The organism is Stenotrophomonas sp. GZD-301 (assembly GCF_049310345.1).
GTDB lineage: Bacteria > Pseudomonadota > Gammaproteobacteria > Xanthomonadales > Xanthomonadaceae > Stenotrophomonas.
In genome coordinates, this window is record NZ_JBMOWY010000054.1 from 48,745 (window position 1) to 68,540 (window position 19,796).

At 67.2% G+C, this 19,796-nt stretch carries 12 protein-coding genes; 11 read left to right on the top strand and 1 reads right to left on the bottom strand.

Annotated features, from left to right (window positions below; translation table 11 throughout):
• Positions 1-141: 141 nt before the first annotated feature.
• From ACO6VK_RS14800 to ACO6VK_RS14835, 8 genes are all read left to right on the top strand, one after another.
• Positions 142-3,369, top strand: coding sequence for a type VI secretion system Vgr family protein (locus tag ACO6VK_RS14800; protein WP_422508393.1), 3,228 nt, complete (start codon positions 142-144; stop codon positions 3,367-3,369).
• A gap of 3 nt (positions 3,370-3,372) precedes the next feature.
• Positions 3,373-6,708 (top strand): phospholipase D-like domain-containing protein, encoded by a 3,336-nt coding sequence (locus ACO6VK_RS14805; RefSeq protein ID WP_422508395.1) that lies wholly within the window; start codon positions 3,373-3,375, stop codon positions 6,706-6,708.
• Positions 6,705-8,330, top strand: coding sequence for a hypothetical protein (locus ACO6VK_RS14810; protein WP_422508397.1), 1,626 nt, complete (start codon positions 6,705-6,707; stop codon positions 8,328-8,330). Before ACO6VK_RS14805 ends, ACO6VK_RS14810 begins: the two co-directional genes overlap by 4 nt.
• Before the next feature lie 57 nt (positions 8,331-8,387).
• A complete protein-coding gene (locus tag ACO6VK_RS14815) occupies positions 8,388-10,022 on the top strand; it encodes a hypothetical protein (protein WP_422508399.1) in 1,635 nt (544 codons plus the stop codon).
• A 57-nt stretch (positions 10,023-10,079) separates the two neighbouring features.
• Positions 10,080-11,714, top strand: a complete 1,635-nt coding sequence (locus ACO6VK_RS14820; protein ID WP_422507313.1) for a hypothetical protein — start codon at positions 10,080-10,082, stop codon at positions 11,712-11,714.
• A 98-nt stretch (positions 11,715-11,812) separates the two neighbouring features.
• Entirely contained in the window at positions 11,813-12,784 is a 972-nt protein-coding gene (locus tag ACO6VK_RS14825; protein ID WP_422507315.1) for an HlyD family efflux transporter periplasmic adaptor subunit, read from the top strand.
• 71 nt (positions 12,785-12,855) lie between these two features.
• A complete protein-coding gene (locus ACO6VK_RS14830; protein WP_422508407.1) occupies positions 12,856-13,788 on the top strand; it encodes an ABC transporter ATP-binding protein in 933 nt (310 codons plus the stop codon).
• Positions 13,785-14,900: an ABC transporter permease gene (locus tag ACO6VK_RS14835; RefSeq protein ID WP_422507317.1), complete on the top strand. Its 1,116-nt coding sequence runs from the start codon at positions 13,785-13,787 to the stop codon at positions 14,898-14,900. The genes ACO6VK_RS14830 and ACO6VK_RS14835 overlap by 4 nt, the downstream gene beginning before the upstream one ends.
• Positions 14,901-15,064: 164 nt before the next feature.
• Here the strand turns inward: ACO6VK_RS14835 and miaB are convergent, their stop codons facing one another.
• Positions 15,065-16,510: a tRNA (N6-isopentenyl adenosine(37)-C2)-methylthiotransferase MiaB gene (gene miaB / locus ACO6VK_RS14840; protein WP_422507319.1), complete on the bottom strand. Its 1,446-nt coding sequence runs from the start codon at positions 16,508-16,510 to the stop codon at positions 15,065-15,067.
• 212 nt (positions 16,511-16,722) lie between these two features.
• On the opposite strand from miaB, the gene ACO6VK_RS14845 reads away from it, so the two are divergent.
• The 3 genes from ACO6VK_RS14845 to ACO6VK_RS14855 form a co-directional block, all read left to right on the top strand.
• Positions 16,723-17,679: a lytic transglycosylase domain-containing protein gene (locus tag ACO6VK_RS14845; RefSeq protein ID WP_422507321.1), complete on the top strand. Its 957-nt coding sequence runs from the start codon at positions 16,723-16,725 to the stop codon at positions 17,677-17,679.
• Between the two features lie 258 nt (positions 17,680-17,937).
• Positions 17,938-18,558 (top strand): ubiquinol-cytochrome c reductase iron-sulfur subunit, encoded by a 621-nt coding sequence (gene petA, locus ACO6VK_RS14850; protein WP_017354852.1) that lies wholly within the window; start codon positions 17,938-17,940, stop codon positions 18,556-18,558.
• A 2-nt stretch (positions 18,559-18,560) separates the two neighbouring features.
• Positions 18,561-19,796 (top strand): cytochrome b (locus ACO6VK_RS14855; protein WP_422508401.1); only part of this gene is annotated, 1,236 nt, incomplete at its 3' end.

A 19,796-nucleotide genomic window follows, 5' to 3' on the forward strand; every position in this document is an offset into this window, starting at 1 on the left:
GGGGTGCGTGGACGATCCCGCATGCGACGCAGTCCGCAGGACATGGAGGTGCACGATGGCAGTCCGCGATCCGGGCAGCCGTGGCGCACGGTGGTTTCTGGACCAATGAGTCGGCCGGATGGCCGCGAATGGACGGGTACGATGCAGGATGCAGTCGCAGTGTTTTCCGCGCTGACGGGCGTGGCAGGGATGGACGGGGAAAGCCGTCCGCATCGCCTGGCGCTGGCCGCCGGCGCGCCGCTGCTGGTGGAACGCTGGTGGGGTCACGAACAGCTGTCCGACGGCTTCGAATGGTGGGTCGACGTGCTCGCCACCGATGCCCATCTGGATCTGGATGGCTGGCTGGGCACAACGGCCACGCTGCGCTCGCGGCAGACCGGTGGTCACGATGCCGTGCGCAGTGGCGTGGTCCGCGAAGCGGCCTGCATCGCCGCCGATGGCGGCCTGGCCCGCTACCGCCTGTGCCTGGTGCCCTGGACCTGGGCGATGGGCCAGGGACGACACAGCCGGGTGTTCCAGGAACGCACGGTGCTGGAGATCCTGCAGAGCGTGATCGAGCCGTACAGCGCGCATGCCGCCTGGCGGGTCAGTGATGAAGTGGTGGACTTCCTGGCAGCGGTGCCGGCGCGCAGCTATTGCGTGCAGTACCGCGAGTCGGACCTGGACTTCATGCAGCGCCTGCTGGCCGAAGAAGGGCTGGGCTGGCGCATCGAGGAAGACGAGAGCGCCCCGGCCGGCCATGCGCTGGTGGTGTTCGCCGACAGCGGCGCGCAGGCGCAGGACGCCACCGCCGAGCGTGACGGCGGGCTGCGCTTCCACCGCAGCGATGCCACCGAAGCCACCGACAGCGTGCTGGCACTGGGCCGTACCCAGCGTGTCGGGGTGACCCGGCTGGTGCTGGCCAGCGACGACTACGTCTCGCGTCAGGCCCGCCAGGGGCAGACCCCGGTGCTGGCGGCGCAGCAGGACGGCACCGCGCTGGAGGACTATGCGCCGGTGGGTGCCTACGCCTTCGCCGGCCGCGCCGCGGCCGAGCACTACAGCCGCCTGGCCGCGCAGGCGCACGAATCGCGCGGCGCATCCTGGCTGGGCAGCAGCACCGCGCCCAGCCTGCGCACCGGCACGTGGTTCGGGGTGCGCCAGTGGCCGATGGCCGACCGCGGCGGTGCGCCGTCCGTGCTGGTCACCCGGGTGCTGCACCAGGGCAGCAACAATTTCCCCACCGCCACGCGCGAGGCATTGCAGCAGCGCCTGGGCGAGCCGATGCCGGCGTCGAGCGGCGCCGATGCCGAGCGCTTCGCCCGCCTCCAGGCCCGTGCCGAAACGCTCGGTTATGCCAACGCGTTCGACGGCGTGGACCGCCGCCAGCCGTGGCGCCCGGCGCGCGAGGATGGCACCGGCCTGCGCCTGAATCCCCGTCCGATCGCGCCGGGTTACCAGACCGCGCGCGTGATCGCGGCCGACGGCGGCGACACCGGCGAGGTGTCCTGCGACACGCTCGGCCGGATCAAGGTGCGCTTCCATTTCCAGTCCCCGGGCAACGGCGACGACGGCAGTGCCTGGCTGCGCGTGGCGCAGCGCTATGCAGGCCCGGGCGTGGGCAGCCAGTTCCTGCCGCGCGTGGGCCAGGAAGTGCTGGTGGCCTTCCTCGAGGGTGACATCGACCGGCCGCTGGTGGTCGGGGCGCTCTACAACGGCCGCGGCGAAGCCGGCGTTGCCCCCACCCCGGCCGGTGCCTCGGCGTCCTCCGATCTTGCGGCCTACGCGCAGGCAGGCGACACCCTCGCCAGCGCGCAGGGCAACCTGGCCGGTGGCCACGCCCCGGCCTGGCATGCGATGGGCAAGGGCGACGACGCGCACCGCAATGCCGCCGCGCTGTGGGGCATCCAGTCGCGCGAGTGGCATGGTGAAGGCCATTCGCGGCTGGTGTTCGACGACAGCGATGGCCAGCTGCGGCTGCAGCTGGCTACCACCCATGCCAGCACCCAGCTCAACCTGGGTCACCTGATCCACCAGGCCGACAACTTCCGCGGCAGCCTGCGCGGCGAAGGCAATGAACTGCGCACCGATGCGTGGGGCGCGGTGCGCGCGCGCGCCGGCCTGTGGTTCACCGCACAGTCGCGTTCGGCACAGGCGCCGGCCGGCGAAGCAGCGGCGCAGGCCGCCCTGCTGACCCAGCTGCGCGACCTGGGCAAGGCGCAGGACCAGGCTGCCAAGACGCATCGCAGCGTGGTGCTGGCCAGCCATGCCGGCGTGGCGGGGCAGGGTGACGAACCCGCGCCGCTGGCACAGCTGCTGCGCAGCACCCGCACCACCGTCGGCGGCGACGCGTTCGACACCGGCCGCACCGATGCGCCGGCGTTCGCCAGCGATGCCGGCCCCGGCCGCCTGCCGCACACCGGTGAGCCCACGCTGGGCCTGTCGGCCAGCGCTGGCATTGCCCAGGTCGCCGGGCAGAGCCTGCAATGGGCGGTCGGCGAGGTGCTCACCCTGGCCAGCGGCCTGGCGTCCGAAGGCATCGTGCAGGGCAGCGCACGCCTGCACGGCGGGCAGGCGGTCGGTGCACTGGCCGCCACGATGGGCACGCCCACCGGCAACAGCCTCAGCGTGGTCAGCGGCCTGGGCGAGCTCATCGTGCAGGCCCAGGACAACCAGATCCTGGTGCAGTCGCGGGCCAGCCTGCGCATGGCCAGTGCGTCCGCCGCAGTTGAACTGGCAGCGCCGACCACCCTGCATGTGGCCACCGCCGGCGGCGCCAGCATCACCCTGGAAGGTGGCAACCTGACGGTCACCTGCCCGGGCACCATCACCGTCCATGCCGGCAGCAAGTCGTTCGTCGGCCCGACCAACCTGACCTACCCGCTGCCGACCATGCCGCGCAGCGAGTCGCCCGAGGTGATGCCGACCTTCGCCTTCCGCCTGCAGGACATTCCCGGCCCACAGGGCGTGGCGCTGGCCGGCCAGCCGTGGAAGATCGTGCGGACGCGCCAGGCGGCCACCGATACCCCCGACAACCTGCACGCGGTAGACGCCGACGAGTGGGTGGAGGTGCTCAAGGAGGGCAGCGCCGACGGCGACGGCAAGGTCGCGTTGGACGATGCCGACTGCAAGGCGGTCTGGGATGCGGTGGCCCGTTTCCCGGGGCGCCTGTATCTGGTGCACGGCATCGACGCGATCCCGCTGCAGATGCGTCAGTTCAGTACCGGCCCGGGTGTCCGCGAGATGGTGGAAACCCTGGATGCCAACAACTACAGCAAGGACCTCCAGCTGCTGCCCGACAGCGACGCGCTGCGCGCCATCCGCCATCGGATCGAGTACGAGTTCCAGTCCCAGTTGACCGCTACGCCCAAGCAGCGCAAGGAGATCTGAGTCATGGCCGATGGGACCAACACCAGCACCGTCGCGCGCAACGCGCTGACCTGCCAGACCGGCCAGCAGAGCACGTCCAGCCGTGACTACTACGCGCCGGCCGATCGCCAGTTCGCGCCGATCCGCGAGGGCAACGCGGTCAAGTCCTTCACTGATGGACGCTCTGCCATGCATGCAATGGCAGAGGCCATCCGCGGCGCGAAGAAGTTCATCTTCATCGCCGACTGGCAGATGAACTTCGATACCGAGCTGACCGGGCGCGGAGAAAAGGAGCACCGCAGCCGTCTCAGTGAGCTGCTGTTCGACGCCATCAACCTGCGTGGCGTGGACGTGCGTGTGCTGCTCTACGACAGCATCGAGGCCGCCGCCTACACGCACGAAAACGAAGCCCGGACCGCGCTGTACAAGATGCGCGACGACAACACCCCGGGCAACATTGAAGTGGGCCTGCACAACCCGGCTACCGGCCGCTCCGACGCGTTCAATATCGCCTTCTCGCATCACCAGAAGATTCTGGTGATCGACGGCAAGATCGGTTTCGTGGGTGGTCTGGACGTCGCGCATGGCCGCTGGGACGACGGCAACTTCGACGTGGTCTGCGACCCGGCGCTGCACGTCATCAACGATCACTACAACAACAGCGTGACCAAGGCGCGCGGCATGACCGGGGACGAGTGGGAGCTCACCCGCGACGTCATGGATACCAGCCCCGACGCCACCGGCCGGATGCGGCCGGGGTTCGCGGCGGCCTACCTGCCCAACATGGCCACGGCGATGGACCTGCTCAAGGACCAGTGGGAGAAGGGGGCCGCCCTGGCGGAAATCCTCGACTACGCCGACAAGGCCGGCATTCCCGACGCGGCCGAGCACGCGGTGACGGAGAAGATCCGCAGTCTGGTCATTCCGGGCTACTCCACCGCCACCAGCCTGGTCCAGACCCTGGGCACCCTGCTGGAGGGCATCCAGAAGAGCCTGGCGCAGGCCGATCTGAAGTACTCGGAGGTCATCGCCTCCAGCAACCGCAGCTACGACGAACTGGGCAAGGGCAATGTCAGCGGTGCGACCGACCATGCCCTGAATGCCGCCAAGGCCTTCGCCGACATCCAGGCCAAGGCATTCATGGCCCGCTGGAATGAGCTGAAGGCGACCGTCGAGGCGGTCCGTGAGACCGGCGGCAAGGTGATCGATCGGGCGGGTGATTACATCGATGATCCCTCGGAAATCGGCAAGGACGTGGACAAGCTCAAGGCGGCCGCGCTGGACGCGCTGCAGAAGGCCAAGGATGCGTTCCTCGCGTTTGAGAAGTGGCTCAACGAACCCATCGACCGTGCGCAGATGCTGCTGGACGCAGGCCGCCATGCGCGCATGCCCTGGCAGGACGTACACGCCCGCATGGAAGGGCCTGCCGTGTCCGATATCTGCCGCAACTTCATGCACCGATGGAACGCGATGGTCTGGCAGAACCAGCGTGGCGACCGGGCTGCAGGCCAGAAGATCCGCGAGGCCACCAACGCGGGCATCCGAACCGCCAACCGGATCGGTGCCGCGATCCCCGAGCAGGTGTCGTTGGCGCGTGGCCGCGAACTGACTCCGCTGTCCGGGAAATGGCTGGAGGCGATGGGCGGGCGGCAGGCACTGTTCGGTGATGTAACGCGGCGCGGCACCGCGGGTGGCGTCACGGTACAGGTGCTCCGATCGTCCGGTACGGCGCTGCACACGATGGAGCGCGAGGCCTGCAAGGAGCACGGCCTGGACATGAGTGATCCCGGGCTGAGCCCGTATTGGGACCGGAACGAGCCGATGCGCTCCATCCAGGATGCGATGCTCAACTGCATCGAATCCGCCCAGGCCTATGTCTATGTGGAAACGCAGTTCCTGATTTCCGACTGTGGCTTCTCCGATGCCGAGCCCGGGCGAAAGCTGGACACCATCATCACCGGCGGCCGCCGCGGCGAATTGACCCCGGCGCAGGACAAGAAGGCCAAGATCGCCGACCGGGGATTGGGCGCCACCCAGGGCGTCGCTGATCGGCTGGGTGCCGGCAACGCGATCAAGGACATCCGCGAATTCCGGCAGGGCCAGCCATCGGCGGCGCACAACAAGCTGGTGGCCACGCTGGCTTCGCGCATCATCAAGGCGATCGGCTGCGGCCAGGACTTCCACGTTTACGTGACCTTGCCGGTGCACCCGGAAGGCAGCCTGTTCGATGGCGCGGTGCTCAAGCAGCAGTACTGGGTGCAGCAGAGCCTGCTGCGTGGGCGCGACAGCCTCATCCGGCAGATCGCGCGCGCGCTGGTGGCCCGCAAGCTGAAGATCCGCCGCGAGAGTGTGAGCGAAACCGACCTGCGCGCGGCGGTCGCCGAAGGCGGCTGGAAGGACTACCTGACCATCCTCAATCTGCGCAGCTATGGCGTGTTGAAGGACATCAACCACGACAACTACCGCAGCGCGCCGCCAACCGCCGAGGGCAGCAGCGCGAATCCCCCGGTGTACCTGGTGACCGAGCAGTGCTACGTGCACTCCAAGCTGCTGATCGTCGACGACGCGGTGGCGATCATCGGCAGTGCCAACTGCAACGACCGCAGCCTGGAAGGCACCGGCGATACCGAGATCGCGGCCGTCATCGTGGACACGGAAAACAAGGTTCGCAACCTGGGCAATGGCGCGATGGTGGTGACGCGGAGCTTCGCGCGCGACCTGCGCCTGCGCCTCTGGAAGAAATTCCTGGGGAAATCCATCGAGACGGGGGCTGTGCCGGGGCGCGTCGCCAAGGACCAGGGCTACACCAACATGGCGGGGAGCGCCTATCACCCGCCGATCCGGCCGAACGCGGATGACGTGTCCTTCATCGAGCAGCCGGCCAGTCGTGCGTGCTGGACCGCGATCCAGAAGCTCGCCGATGCCAATGCGGCGGCGTTCGAAGAGGTGTTCCAGAACGTCCCGCGCAACAGCATGGGCACCTACGATGCGGTGTTCCAGGGCTTCGCCACGGCTGGCATGGATGAGAAGCGCGAGAAAGTCCGGCGCTACATCTACGCCCAGCCATCGGACCTGCAGGCCGGCTACATGTCGGTTCCAAGTGTGATGGACGGCGAGGTAACCCGGACCGTAGGGCGCCACAATGTCAGCAAGGGCCTTGCGCGGCTGCGCGATGGTGCAGCAGCGGTAAAGGGGTTCTGGGTGACGATGCCGCTGGAGTGGGGTCACAACATGGACGACCCTGCCGCCGCAATGCCCAACCAGATCATCGCCGCCGTGCCGACGCACCGTGGCATCCACGACGAAGGAACACGCATGGCATCGGTCAACCCGATCAAGACGGGCACGGAACAGGTATGAGATTCAAGCGCTGCGTGACGGGGGCGGTGTCGATCGCAATGGGGGCCGCGGCGTTCCAGGCGGCGGCCGCCTGCACGGACCGGTCCGATCCGCTGGCGTCGCCCGTCGCAGGCGTGACGCTGATGTTCAACGACGGCGCCGGCGCGCGGGTAATGCTGCAGCACGGCCAGATCCAGGAGGACGGCCGTCTGCGGCCGCCTGCACTGGTGCCGTCCGCCGCCAGCCTCGCGGCGGGCCGGTTCGGTCCGGCCGAGGGCCAGGTGGTCTATCTGGAATCGGACGGCAAGGGCGGCCAGCGCGTGTGCCGGCTGGAGCAATGGGAAAGCCGGGTGTACAGCCCCCTGGAGCGCCCGCAGCCGGATGGCAAGCCCGGTCTGCGTCGTGCCCCTGCCGGTAAGGTGCAGGCGGCTGCACCGCGTCCCATGCCCGGACAGGAGCGAAATCCGATCCTGGCCAAACTGACGCCCCACTACTTCATGACCCGCGTCGACGCCTTCTTCTACGACGCGGGTGGGCACCTGGTCGAGGCACGCATGCATGAGACGCCGGACATCACGGTGGCCCGCAATCACACCGCGCGCTCCGTGGTGGCCGACCGGTTGACCTTCTGTGCCCGCTACGATGCGCAGGGCCGGATGACGATGGCCAGCGGCCCGAGCGAAGCCGTGAGCCTCCAGCCGGGTTTCCAGTGCAGCCAGGTCGCGCCGGACACGGCGGCGATGTCCACGTATGCCTACTATCCCGACGGTACGCTGTTGTCGTATCTGCGCACCCCGGGCCCCGGGCAGGCGGATGACGACACGGCGTCGCAGCCGCCGAGCGCGCGCGGCCGGGGGCAGGGCAACGCGTGGCTGAAAGGCAAAGACGCCAAGCGCGAAGAAGCACTGTTCAATTTCATTCCGAAGCAGGGCATCTACACGTTCGCCACGCATGACATGGGATTTGCCGCCTTCGATGCCCAGCCGCCCTACCAGCTGCGCAGCACGGATGGCAGCGCCAAGCTGGCATACGACTTCCCGACCCAGCCGGTTCCGCTCTCGGTCATCGACGATCAGTTCGCTTCACTCGACAAGTACCCGCGCGTACGCACCTATCCGCATCGCAGCGGGTCCACGGTGATGGAGTTCTTCGACGCCAACCGCCGCGCGCCCCGCCAGCGGCAATGGCGGGGCGCCGACCTGAACCGCCAGGAGATGTATGGCGTGGACGGCAGGCTGACCCGGGTGATCCACTACGGCGGCATGTCGCAGGAGGTTGCCAGGGAAGATCTGAAGCGCTACGCAGAGAGTGGCGTACTCAAGGTCACGCCCACCACCAGCGGTTACGCCAGCTATCGGGTCTACGACTACGACGCCAAGGGCAAGGAGAGCCTCGTCTTCGTCTGCTGGCAGCACGATGTGCCCAGCAACAAGCCGCTGCGTCACTTCCCGTGGTGGACGCCCGATCCCACGCCCAAGCGCAGCAAGGAAGATGCACTCATCTACGGCATGAAGAACGTCGCCAACCGCTGCGGCACGCCGGACGGAAAGATGCTGATCCAGGGGCTGGCGCAGATCGACGCGTACATGGCCAAGCAGTACGGCTACGACGTGGAGAAGCTGAGCTACGACGAGGTGCGGTAAGGCATCTACGGCATATAGACCCGCACCGGAGACGAGATGGCTTGGTCTGCATCAGCTGTGAGCGTGAAGCCCGGTGTGCTGGGTCTGTTGGTGGTGGCACTTTTGGCTACCTCGGCGCGAGCAGGTGCCACCTGCTCGGACCGCGCCGATCTCCTCACATCACCCGTTTCAGGCGTGAGCCTGTTGTTCAATGGAGGGGCGCGGGACGGGGTGATGTTGCTGGGGCGACGCTTCGACGGCGAAGGCAGTCTTCGTGTTCCCAGAATGATGCCGGCAGTGGCGGAACTGAAACAAGGCAAATTCGGCCCCGCCGGTGGCCAGGTCGTGTATCTGGAGCCCGATGGCGGCGGCGGTCAGCGTGTGTGCCGGCTGGAACAATGGGAGAGCCGGGTCTACAGTCCGATGGCGCGTCCGCAACCAGACGGAACGCCTGGCCTGCGTCGAGACGAAAAAAGCATCGTACGGGCGGTCCCTTATCGTGCCGTGCCCGCGCAGGAGAAAAATCCGATCCTCGCCAAGCTCACTCCGCACTACTACTTGACACGTGCCGAGGCATATTTCTATGACCAAGGGGGCAATCTGGTCGAAGCGAGGTTGCAGGAAACCGAGGACGTAAATGCGCTGAGCCCACGCTTGCCCAAAACGTTGATGCTGAATCGTCTTGCCTTCTGCGCGGAATACAACGCCAAGGGGGAGTTGATCTCGACCACGGGGGACATGAGTGAGACATTGAGCAAGGTGCCCGGCGCGCAATGCGCGGGGCTTCAGGTCGGAGAGGTAGCCCTCTACACCTACCGCTATTACGCCGATGGAGCCTTGCTGGCAGAACTCCGAACGCCGCAGCGGAAGGAGGAGGACGACGGCCTCGATGCACGCGAGGCACCGGGGGAGTGGCGCGGGCAGGGCAATGCATGGCTCGATGTCACGGGACCAGGTGGTGGGCGGAAGGGCGTGTTCTTTGGCTTCTTCAAGACGAAGGGCATCTACAGCCTGTCCACCGAATACATGGGTTTTGCCGCGTATGACGCGCAGCCGTTGTATAAGGAGCTCTCCAGCAACGGGTCCAAGAAGCTGCAGTACGACTTCCCGACCCAGCGGGTTCCGCTCTCGGTTGTTGACGACCAGTTCGCTTCGCTCGACAAGTACCCGCGCATACGCACCTACCCGCATCGCAGCGGGTCCACGGTGATGGAGTTCTTCGATGCCAACCGCCGCGCACCCCGCCAGCGGCAATGGCGCGGCGCGGACCTGAACCGTCAGGAGATGTACGGCGCGGACGGCAGACTGACCCGGGTAATCCACTACGGCGGCATGTCGCAGGAGGTTGCCAGGGAGGATCTCAAGCGCTACGCGGAGAGCGGCGTACTCAAGGTCACGCCCACCACCAGCGGTTACGCCAGTTATCGCGTCTACGACTACGACGCCAAGGGCAAGGAGAGCCTCGTCTTCGTCTGCTGGCAGCACGATGTGCCCAGCAACAAACCGCTGCGCCATTTCCCGTGGTGGACGCCCGATTCCACGCCCAAGCGCAGCAGGGAAGATGCCCTGATCTACGGCATGAAGAACGTCGCCAACCGCTGCGGCACGCCGGACGGAAAGATGCTGATCCAGGGGATGGGGCCGATCAACACGTATATGGCCAAGCAGTACGGCTACGACGTGGAGAAGCTGAGCTATGACGAGGTGCGCTGAGGCATCTACGGCATATAGACCCGCACCGGAGACGAGATGGCTTGGTCTGCATCAGCTGTGAGCGTGAAGCCCGGTGTGCTGGGTCTGTTGGTGGTGGCACTTTTGGCTACCTCGGCGCGAGCAGGTGCCACCTGCTCGGACCGTGCCAATCTCCTCACCTCACCCGTTTCAGGCGTGACCCTGTTGTTCAACGAGGCTGGACGTCAGCGGATTACATTGCAATGGCCTCAGGTCCAAGGCGACGGCAGTCTGCGTGTTCCAGCACTACTCCCAGCTGTCGCCGACCAGCACCAAGGCAGGTTTGGTCCGACGGAGGGCCAAGTGGTGTATCTGGAGCCGGATGGCAACGGCGGTCAGCGCGTGTGCCGACTGGAGCAATGGGAGAACCGGGTTCACAGTCCGATGGAACGTCCGCGACCAGACGGCACGCCTGGCCTGCGTCGAGACGAGAGCGGCAACATACGGGCAGTCCCTTATCGTGCCGTGCCCGCGCAGGAGCGGAACCCAATTTTGGCCAAACTGACACCGCACTACTACATGGCGCGTGCCGAGGCGTACTTCTATGATCAGAGGGGGCACCTGGTCGAAGCAAGGTTGCAGGAAACCGAGGACGTAAATGCGCTCAGCCCACGCTTTCCCAAGACCTTGATGCTCGATCGCCTTGCGTTCTGCGCGGACTACAACGCCAAGGGGCAGTTGATCTCCACGACGGGGGGCATCAACGAGACATTGACCACTGTGCCGGGTGCGCAATGCGCGGGACTTCATGGAGGTGAAGTAGCCATTTCCACCTACCGCTATCACGCTGATGGCACCTTGCTGGCGGAACTCCGGGCACCGCGCAGAAAGGAGGAGGATGACGGCCTCGATGCACGCGAGGCACCGGGGGAGTGGCGCGGGCAGGGCAATGCATGGCTCGATGTCACGGGACCAGGTGGTGGGCGGAAGGGCGTGTTCTTTGGCTTCTTCAAGACGAAGGGCATCTACAGCCTGTCCACCGAGTACATGGGTTTTGCCGCGTATGACGCGCAGCCGTTGTACAAGGAGCTCTCCAGCAACGGGTTCAAGAAGCTTCAGTACGACTTCCCGACCCAGCGGGTTCCGCTCTCGGTTGTTGACGACCAGTTCGCTTCGCTCGACAAGTACCCGCGCATACGCACCTACCCGCATCGCAGCGGGTCCACGGTGATGGAGTTCTTCGATGCCAACCGCCGCGCACCCCGCCAGCGGCAATGGCGCGGCGCGGACCTGAACCGTCAGGAGATGTACGGCGCGGACGGCAGACTGACCCGGGTAATCCATTACGGCGGCATGTCGCAGGAGGTTGCCAGGGAGGATCTCAAGCGCTACGCGGAGAGCGGCGTACTCAAGGTCACGCCCACCACCAGCGGTTACGCCAGTTATCGCGTCTACGACTACGACGCCACGGGCAAGGAACGCCTCGTCTTCGTCTGCTGGCAGCACGATGTGCCCAGCAACAAGCCGCTGCGTCACTTCCCGTGGTGGACGCCCGATCCCACGCCCAAGCGCAGCAAGGAAGATGCGCTCATCTACGGCATGAAGAACGTCGCCAACCGCTGCGGCACGCCGGACGGAAAGATGCTGATCCAGGGGCTGGCGCAGATCAATGCCTACATGGCCAGCCAGTACGTCTATGACGTGGAGAAGCTGAGCTACGACCAGGTACGGTGAGGCGGCCGCGGCGCGTCGAGCCGGCCCGCGCCTCCTTCACGGCTGACCACCGGGGCGCGAGGCAGCATGGTGCGGTCCGCACCGATCCGGTACCCGTGATGGCTACTTCGCTCTGCTCCCGCCTGCTTCGCCTCGGTGTGCCGGCGGCACTGCTGCTCCTCGCCGCGTGCCGGCCAGCGCCGCCCGAAGCTCTGGGCACACTCGAATGGGACCGGATCACGGTGCCGGCGCCTGCGGCCGAAACCATCGTGGCGGTGTCGGTGCGCGAAGGCCAGCGCGTGCCGGCCGGTGCGGCCCTGCTGCAACTGGAGACCACCCGCACGGCCGCGCAGATGGCCGCGCTGCAGGCGCAGGCGCAGCGTGCCGTGCAGGCGCTGGAGGAACTCGAGCACGGGCCGCGGGTGGAGGAGATCGCGCAGGCCCGGGCCAACCTCGCCGCAGCCAAGGCGCAGGCCGTGGACGCAGCGGCGTACTACGCCCGGCTGCAGCCGCTCGGCCGGCAACGGCTGGTGGCGGCCGCCGACGTCGACCGCGCCCGCGCCGCTGCCGGCAATGCCGACGGCCTCGTGCGTGCGGCCGAGCAGGCGCTGCTGGCGCTGGAGCACGGCACGCGCGCCGAGCAGATCGGGCAGGGCGCCGCTTCGTTGGAGGCCGCGCAGGCGCAGCAGGCCGAGCAGGCCGTGACCCTGCGCAAGCTGGCGCTGGTCGCGCCGCGCGCCGGCGTGGTCGACGCGCTGCCGTATCGGCTGGGTGACCAGGCCCCGGTTGGCGCACCGCTGGCGGTGCTGCTGGTGGGCGAGCATCCCTATGCACGGGTCTATCTGCCGTCGCCGCTGCGACCATCGGTGGCCGTCGGCTCGGGCGCGCAGGTGTACGTGCAGGGACGCGAGGCGGCGTTGTCCGGGCGGGTCCGCGCGGTCCGCAGCGACCCGGTGTTCACCCCTTACTACGCGTTGACCGGCGACGACGCAGCCCGCCTGAGCTATCTGGCCGAGATCGAACTGATCGACACCGATGCCGCCACGCTGGCGCGTCTGCCGGCCGGCCTGCCGGTACGGGTGACGTTCTGATGGCCGTCGCTCCCGTCGCCGCCCAGCGGTCCGCGCCGGCAACGGGCGAGGGCGGTCAGGACGACCTTGCGATCCGGGCGCGCGGGCTGACCAAGCGCTTCGGGGCGCTGGTGGCCGTGGACCATGTGGACCTGAGCGTGCCGCGCGCCACGGTCTATGGCTTCCTCGGCCCCAACGGGTCGGGCAAGTCCACCACCATCCGCATGCTGTGCGGCCTGCTGACCCCGTCCGAGGGCGACATCGACGTGCTCGGCCTGCGCATTCCCGAGCAGGCCGAAGCGCTGCGGCGACGCATCGGCTACATGACCCAGCGGTTCTCGCTGTTCGAGGACCTGACCGTGCGCGAGAACCTGGAGTTTCTCGCGGCGGTGCAGGACATTCCGCGCGCCGACGCACGGCGACGCATCGAGGAACTGGTCGAGCAATACCACTTCCAGGACCGCCAGGCGCAGTTGGCCGGCACCCTCAGTGGCGGCCAGAAACAGCGGCTGGCCCTGGCCGGCGCGGTGATCCAGTCGCCGGAGCTGCTGTTCCTGGACGAACCCACCAGTGCAGTGGACCCGGAGTCGCGGCGCGACTTCTGGGAAAAACTGTTCGACCTGGCCGACGCCGGCACCACGCTGCTGGTGTCCACGCACTACATGGACGAAGCCGAACGCTGCCATCGCCTGGCGATTCTGGATCGGGGCGTGCTGGTGGCCGACGGCACTCCGGCCACGCTGAGCGCAGCGCTGGACGGACGTACATTGGCGGTATCAGCGACGCAGCCGCGTCAGGCGCAACGGTTGCTGGCCGCCGTGCCCGGGCTCAGCGTGGCGCAGATCGGCAACAGCCTGCGGGTACTGCTGGCGGCGCAGGACGATGCGCAGGGCAGGCTGGAGGCGGCCCTGCGCGCCGGCGGCCAGCAGGCCGAGGTGACGCCGGTGGAGGCCAATCTGGAAGACGTCTTCGTCTCGGCCACGCGCGGACGCGAGGACGGCCACGCCGGGGACGCCGCGGCATGAGCCTGCGCCGGCTCTGGGCGATCATTCTCAAGGAGTTGCGGCAGATGCGCCGCGACCGCATCACCCTGGCGATGATCGTCGGCATTCCGGTGATGCAGCTGGTGCTGTTCGGGTATGCGATCAACCTCAATCTGCGCAATCTGCACACCGGTATTGCCGATCAGGCCGGGACCGCCGCGTCACGCGCGCTGGTGATGGACATGGTGGCGACCGGCGTGATCACCCCCACCCTGGCCGCGCGGACCCCGGACGAACTGATGGCGGCGCTGCGGCACGGCCGGATCAGCATTGGCGTGGTGATTCCGCCCGACTTCGAACGCCGCCGCTTCGAGGGCCGCGAGGCCGTGCAGGTGCTCGTGGATGGCAGCGACACCGTCGTGCAGAGCGCGGCGATCCAGCTGGCGCAGGTGCCGCTGGACAACCAGCCGCTGCGCAACGACCGGCCGCTGCGCAGCGGCGCCGTGGCCGGGGGCGGGCAGATCGGCGTGGTGGCGTTCTACAACCCGCAACGACGCTCGGCGGTGAACATCGTGCCCGGCCTGATCGGCATCATCCTGACCATGACGATGGTGATGTTCACGGCGGTGGCGATCGTGCGCGAACGCGAGCGCGGCAATATGGAACTGCTGATCGCCACCCCGTTGAGCCGCAGCGAGCTGATGATCGGCAAGGTGCTGCCGTACGCGGCGATAGGGCTGATCCAGACCACGCTGGTGCTGCTGCTGGGCCTGTGGCTGTTCGAGGTGCCGATCCACGGCAGCGTGGTGGACGTCTATCTGGCAGCGATACTGCTGATCACCGCCAATCTCACCCTGGGCCTGCTGATCTCGACCAAGGCGCAGTCGCAGTTCCAGGCCATGCAGATGACCATGTTCGTGTTCCTGCCGTCGATCCTGCTGTCCGGCTTCATGTTCCCGTTCGCCGGCATGCCGCGCCCGGTGCAATGGCTGGCCGAGGTGCTGCCGCTGACGCACTTCCTGCGCCTGATCCGCGGCATCATGCTGCGCGGCGCACGGATCTGGGAGCTGTGGCCCGAGGTGCTGGCGCTGCTGGCCTTCATCGCGGTGATGATGACCCTGGCGATCCTGCGCTTCCGCAAGCGCCTGGATTGAGCGGATGCCGACCAACGGTCGGCATCTACCCGTCACGGCATGTACCGACCGCCGATCGGCATTGCAACGGCATGTATCGACCGCCGGTTGGCATTGCAACGGCATGTACCGACCGTTGGTCGGCACTGCAATGGTAGGTGCCGACCGTTGGTCGGCACGCTCCGTCAGGCGACGACCATCCGTCCGCGCAGCGAATTGCTGTACGCCTCGGTGATCTCCACATCAACGAACTGGCCGATCAGGCGCGGGTGCCCCGCGAAGTTCACCGAGCGCATGTTCTCGCTCTTGCCGGTCAGCTCGTCCGGATTGCGCTTGGACGGCCCTTCCACCAGCACGGTCTGCACCGTGCCGACCATCTTCTCGGAGATCGCCGCGGCCTGCGCGTTGATCCGCGCCTGCAGGCGCGACAGGCGCGCGTGCTTTTCGGCATCGCTGATCGTGTCTTCCAGGTCGGCCGCCGGCGTGCCGGGGCGACGCGAGTAGATGAACGAGAAACTCTGGTCAAAGCCGATGTCTTCGATCAGCGTCATGGTCTTCTCGAAATCGGCCTCGGTCTCGCCCGGGAAGCCGACGATGAAGTCCGAGCTGATCGAGATGTCCGGCCGCACCGCGCGCAGCTTGCGGATCTTGGACTTGAACTCCAGCGCCGTGTAGCCGCGCTTCATCGCCGACAGTACCCGGTCACTGCCGGCCTGCACCGGCAGGTGCAGGAAGTTGGCCAGCTGCGGCACGTCTCGATAGGCATCCACCAGCGAGTCGCTGAATTCCAGCGGGTGCGAGGTGGTGAAGCGGATGCGGCCCACCCCGTCGATCTCGGCAATGGTGCGGATCAGCAGGCCCAGGTCGGCGAATTCGCCGTCGCCATAGGGGCCGCGGTAGGCATTGACGTTCTGGCCCAGCAGGTTGATCTCGCGCACGCCCTGCGCGGCCAGCTGCGCCACTTCCACCACCACGTCCTCGAACGGGCGGCTGACCTCGGTGCCACGGGTGTAGGGCACCACGCAGAACGAGCAGTACTTGGAGCAGCCTTCCATGATCGACACGAAGGCCGAGCCACCGTCGGCGCGCGGCTCGGGCAGGCGGTCGAACTTCTCGATTTCCGGGAAGCTGATGTCGACCTGGGACTTGCCCGATGCGCGGCGCTGGCGGATCAGCTCCGGCAGGCGGTGCAGGGTCTGCGGGCCGAACACCAGGTCCACGTGCGGGGCGCGTTTGATGATCGCCTCGCCTTCCTGGGAGGCCACGCAGCCACCCACGCCGATGATCACGCCACGGCCGTTGTTCTTCAGCGCCTTCCAGTAGCCCAGCTGGCTGAACACCTTCTCCTGCGCCTTTTCGCGGATCGAGCAGGTGTTCATCAGCAGCACGTCGGCCTCGGAGGGGTCGTCGGTCAGCTCCAGCCCTTCTTCGGCGGCCAGCACGTCGGCCATCTTGGCCGAGTCGTACTCGTTCATCTGGCACCCGTGGGTCTTGATGTACAGCTTGCCGCGGACGGGGCCGGTGACGGCCGGCCTGGCGCCGGGCAGCGGCAGCAGGTCGGGGCGGGGAGTGGTGGAGGGCACGGCGGAGCCGGCCGAAGTCGGCACGGTCGAAGCTGGCGTCCCGGTCATGGCGCTTATTCCAGTCGGGTGGGCGGGCAGGCAGCCTGAACGGCTGCGGTGAGCCGCCCATTGTACCGGTGTTCTGCCCACCAGGCCGGGGCCCGCCGCGGCCGCCCGCAGGCCGTCCCGGACGCCCCGATCCGTGACGCGCATCAGCTCCCGGTGCGGTGGGCCGCGTCAAAGACTTGGCAAGACCGGGTGAAACGGAGACACTCCGCTGCATGAAGGGGATCTTGGGGATCTTTGCGCTGGCCTTGGCTGCGCTGACCGCTGTGCCGGCCAGTGCGGGCACGCTGTACAAGTGCGTTGGCGCCGACGGCATCCCCAGCTATGTCAGCAAGCGCGTGTCCGCCGCGAGCTGCAGCGTGGTCAGCAGCTACCGCCCGGACCGCAGCGCGCCCCGCCGCCAGGCCGTGTCCGCTCCCGCCGCGCCGACCACGCCCGCGCCCACGCCGGTGGCGCCGGCTGTCGCGGTCGCCGCGGTCGATGGCGCCAACGCCGGCACCGCGATCACCGCCACGGCATCGCCAGCGCCAGCGGCGACGGTACTCAGCGCGCCGTCCGCACCGGCCGCGCGCAAGGGCAAGGCCCAGCGCGTGGTCAACGGGCAGGTCTACACCTATATGAAGGACGGCGTGCGCCACTACACCAGCGCCCGCCCGGCGCAGGTGGCCAGCCTCGGCCAGGTCCGCACCATCCACTACAGCTTCATCGAGCGCTGCTATGCGTGCGGTGCCAATCCGGGCGTCAACTTCGGCTCGGTGCGGCTCAATACCACCGCCTTCCAGGCCGAGATCGCCGCCGCCGCGCGCGAGTTCGGGGTCGAGGAGGCCGTGGTCCGCGCCATCATCCACGCCGAGTCGGCCTACAACCCCACCGCGCTCAGCCGTGCCGGCGCGCAGGGTCTGATGCAGCTGATGCCGCCCACCGCGCGCCGCTTCGGGGTCACCGACTCGTACGATGCCGCGCAGAACATCCGTGGCGGCGTGCAATACCTGTCGTGGCTGCTCAAGCGCTTCAACGGCAACCTCACCCTGGCCGCCGCCGGCTACAACGCGGGCGAGGGTGCGGTGGACCGCCACGGTGGCGTGCCGCCCTACAGCGAAACCCAGTACTACGTGAAGCGCGTGGCCCTGCTGGCCGACCGCTATCGGGGCGTGACAGCATCCACGCAGTAGTGCCCGCGGGCCGGCTCCCCGCACGCCGAGACCGTCCGGTAGTGCCGGCCGCTGGCCGGCTCCTGGTACCTTCAAGCGCCCCGCAGAGCCGGCCAGCGGCCGGCACGACGGTTTCGCGCGTGACAGATGTTCGGCAGATGATCTGCGCGTTGTGTCGCCGAGTCAGGTTCCGCTATAGTCGGCTCTGATTCATCGTGGACTGGCCCCCACCGGTCTGCTGGCAGCCTCAAGCTACCTAAATCAATATCGGAGTGCCGGATGGCCAACGATGGGGTAAACGATCCAGTCAATACTGGACGTCGACGGTTTCTGTCAGCAACCACTGCGGTGGTTGGCGCGGTCGGCGTCGGATTTGCAGCGGTACCGTTCATCAAGTCCTGGAATCCCAGCGCCCGCGCCAAACTGGCCGGGGCGCCGGTGATCGCCGACATCAGTGCCCTGCAGGAAGGCCAGCGCCTGGTCCTGGAGTGGCGAGGGCAGCCGATCTGGATCGTCAAGCGGTCCAAGGCCATCCTCGATGCGCTGCATGGTCTGGACGGTCGCCTGAAAGATCCCGAGTCGGGCGAGAAGGAACAGCAGCCGGACTACGTGCTCAAGCAGAACCCCGAATTCCGTGCGATCAAGGCCGATGTCTCGGTCCTGGTCGGGCTGTGCACCCATCTGGGCTGCTCGCCGGAAATGGTGGCCGAGATCCGCCCCGAGCCGTACGACCCGCAGTGGAAGGGGGGGTACTTCTGCCCCTGCCACAAGTCGCGCTTCGACATGTCTGGTCGCGTGTTCAAGGATGTTCCGGCGCCGATCAACCTGCTGGTGCCGCCGCACCATTACCAGGACGACAACACCATCATCATCGGCGTTGACCCGCAGGGGGCGGCTTGAGCATGGCCAATATCCTTACCCGCACCGCCACGGGCGTTGCCGACTGGGTCAATGCGCGCGCACCGGGCCTGATGCCGGTGTACCGCAAGCATGTGAGCGAGTACTACGCGCCGAAGAACTTCAACCTCTGGTACTACTTCGGTTCGTTGGCGCTGCTGATCCTGGTCAACCAGATCGTGACCGGCATCTTCCTCACGATGCACTACAAGACCAACGCGGCCGAAGCGTTCGCCTCCATCGAATACATCATGCGCGATGTCGAATGGGGCTGGCTGATCCGCTACATGCATTCGACCGGCGCCTCGCTGTTCTTCATCGTGGTCTACCTGCACATGTTCCGCGGCCTGCTGTACGGCAGCTACCAGAAACCGCGCGAGCTGGTGTGGATCCTGGGCATGCTGATCTACCTGGTGCTGATGGCCGAAGCCTTCATGGGCTACGTGCTGCCGTGGGGCCAGATGTCGTTCTGGGGCGCCAAGGTGATCATCTCGCTGTTCGGTGCCATTCCGGTGATCGGCAACGGCCTCACCGAATGGATCATGGGCGACTACCTGCCCAGCGATGCCACGCTCAACCGCTTCTTCGCCCTGCACGTGATCGCCCTGCCGCTGGTGCTGCTGCTGCTGGTGGTGCTGCATCTGGGCGCGCTGCACGAAGTGGGCTCCAACAATCCCGATGGCGTGGAGATCAAGAAGGGGCCCAAGGGCAACCGCTGGTCGGCCACCGCACCTGCGGACGGGATTCCGTTCCATCCGTACTACACGCTCAAGGACGGTGTGGGCGCCGGCTTCCTGCTGGTCATCGCCGCGTTCATCATCTTCTTCGCACCGGCGTTCGGCGGCCTGTTCCTCGAGCACGACAACTTCACCGAGGCCAATCGCCTGGTCACGCCCGAGCACATCAAGCCGGTCTGGTACTACACCCCGTACTACGCGATGCTGCGGGTGGTGCCGAACAAGCTGGGCGGGGTGATCGTGATGTTCTCGGCGATCGCGATCCTGTTCCTGGTGCCGTGGCTGGATCGGGCCCGGGTCAAGTCGTACCGCTACCGGGGCCTGCTCTCGCGAGGCCTGCTCGGCATGTTCGCGGTCTGCTTCGTCTGGCTGGGCGTGATCGGGTCGGGCCCGGGCACGGACGCGCATGAGACCTATGTCGGACGCGTGCTGACCTTCCTGTACTTCGCCTTCTTCATCACCATGCCGCTATGGACCAAGCTGGACAGGACCAAGCCGGTACCG